Consider the following 2500-nt stretch of genomic DNA (forward strand, 5'->3'; position numbering starts at 1 on the left):
ACAGTTTGGTCCCTATCTGCCGTGGGCGCAGGAGATTTGAGAGGATCTGTCCTTAGTACGAGAGGACCGGGATGGACGAACCACTGGTGTTCCTGTTGTCTCGCCAGAGGCATTAGCAGGGTAGCTATGTTCGGAAAGGATAACCGCTGAAAGCATCTAAGCGGGAAGCCCCCCTCAAGACGAGATCTCCCTGGGAGCAATCCCCTAAAGGTCCGTTGGAGACTACAACGTTGATAGGCCGGATGTGTACGCACAGCAATGTGTTCAGCTAACCGGTACTAATTGACCGTGAGGCTTGACCATAAAAAGTTTCGTGAGCAGTGGGGCGAGGTTCGCCTCGCCCCACTGACTCCATATACGAATCGAGCAGGCAGTTGAAGTAACTGATCACTCATCACTGATTACTGATCACTGCCTTTAGTGCATCGTAAAAAGTCTTAGGCAATTGGAAACCAGTTTTACGGTTTTCGGTGGCTATGGCGTAGGGGTCACACCTGTTCCCATCTCGAACACAGAAGTTAAGCCCTACCGCGCCGATGATACTGCATGGGTAACTATGTGGGAAAGTAGGTCGCCGCCGAAATTAAATGGACGGGGCCCCTCCATCAGGAGGGGCCCCGTTTCTTCCGAAAACTCGCTCTTTAAAAACGAAAAAAGACTCTTGATCAGCACGGGCCGATCGGTTATAAACACCGCTCGCCGTTGAAAGGCGCCTGCAGCGGCAGGCGGATGAGTAGGCGGCTGGCAGCGGAAAAAAAATCGACAAAAGCCCTTGACAGTCGAGTCGAGATTCGGTAGAGTTCCTTCCCGCTGCCAACGGCGGCGGAAAGCGAAACACTTGGTCTTTGAAAACTAAATAGCAGAAGTAGAAGATGATTTGCGGGCAGCAAATCAAGTCAATCAAAAGCTTGAATCAAATACATTCAGTTATATCAACTGGAGAGTTTGATCCTGGCTCAGAACGAACGCTGGCGGCGTGCTTAACACATGCAAGTCGAACGTGAATCACCCTTCGGGGTGAGGAAAGTGGCGCACGGGTGAGTAACACGTGGATAATCTACCCGGTGATCTGGGATAACATTCCGAAAGGAGTGCTAATACCGGATAAGCCCACGGGCTCTTCGGAGCCTGCGGGAAAAGGTGGGGACCTTCGGGCCTACTGTCATCGGATGAGTCCGCGTCCCATTAGCTAGTTGGTGGGGTAATGGCCTACCAAGGCAACGATGGGTAGCTGGTCTGAGAGGATGATCAGCCACACTGGAACTGAGACACGGTCCAGACTCCTACGGGAGGCAGCAGTGGGGAATTTTGCGCAATGGGCGAAAGCCTGACGCAGCAACGCCGCGTGAGTGATGAAGGCCCTCGGGTCGTAAAGCTCTGTCAGAGGGGAAGAACCCCCGCAAGGTTAATATCCTTGTGGGCTGACGGTACCCTCAAAGGAAGCACCGGCTAACTCCGTGCCAGCAGCCGCGGTAATACGGAGGGTGCAAGCGTTGTTCGGAATTATTGGGCGTAAAGCGCGTGCAGGCGGTCATTTAAGTCTGATGTGAAAGCCCCGGGCTCAACCTGGGAAGTGCATTGGAAACTGGATGACTTGAGTACGGGAGAGGGTAGTGGAATTCCGAGTGTAGGGGTGAAATCCGTAGATATTCGGAGGAACACCGGTGGCGAAGGCGGCTACCTGGACCGATACTGACGCTGAGACGCGAAAGCGTGGGGAGCAAACAGGATTAGATACCCTGGTAGTCCACGCCGTAAACGATGGGTACTAGGTGTCGCGGGTATTGACCCCTGCGGTGCCGAAGCTAACGCATTAAGTACCCCGCCTGGGGAGTACGGCCGCAAGGCTAAAACTCAAAGGAATTGACGGGGGCCCGCACAAGCGGTGGAGCATGTGGTTTAATTCGACGCAACGCGAAGAACCTTACCTGGGTTTGACATCCCGATCGTACTCTATGGAAACATAGGGGTCAGTTCGGCTGGATCGGTGACAGGTGCTGCATGGCTGTCGTCAGCTCGTGTCGTGAGATGTTGGGTTAAGTCCCGCAACGAGCGCAACCCTTGTCCTTAGTTGCCATCATTAAGTTGGGCACTCTAAGGAGACTGCCGGTGTTAAACCGGAGGAAGGTGGGGATGACGTCAAGTCCTCATGGCCCTTATGTCCAGGGCTACACACGTGCTACAATGGCCGGTACAAAGGGAAGCAAGACCGCGAGGTGGAGCCAATCCCAAAAAGCCGGTCTCAGTTCGGATTGGAGTCTGCAACTCGACTCCATGAAGTTGGAATCGCTAGTAATCGCGCATCAGCATGGCGCGGTGAATACGTTCCCGGGCCTTGTACACACCGCCCGTCACACCACGGGAGTCGATTGTACCTGAAATCGGTGGGCTAACCTTCGGGAGGCAGCCGCTTATGGTATGGTCGGTAACTGGGGTGAAGTCGTAACAAGGTAGCCGTAGGGGAACCTGCGGCTGGATCACCTCCTTTCTAAGGAGCCAA

General features: G+C 54.1%; 3 rRNA genes (1 of these 3 only partly in view). All 3 read left to right on the forward strand.

The features are described from left to right. Positions 1 to 303, forward strand: a 23S ribosomal RNA gene (locus DESUT3_RS06360); it begins 2654 nt to the left of the window's first position. Positions 304 to 466: 163 nt separating this feature from the next. Then, positions 467 to 583 (forward strand): 5S ribosomal RNA (gene rrf, locus DESUT3_RS06365). A gap of 350 nt (positions 584 to 933) precedes the next feature. After that, a 16S ribosomal RNA gene (locus tag DESUT3_RS06370) occupies positions 934 to 2488 on the forward strand. Positions 2489 to 2500 lie beyond the last annotated feature (12 nt).

The sequence above is a fragment of the Desulfuromonas versatilis genome, from assembly GCF_019704135.1.
Classification (GTDB): domain Bacteria; phylum Desulfobacterota; class Desulfuromonadia; order Desulfuromonadales; family NIT-T3; genus Desulfuromonas_A; species Desulfuromonas_A versatilis.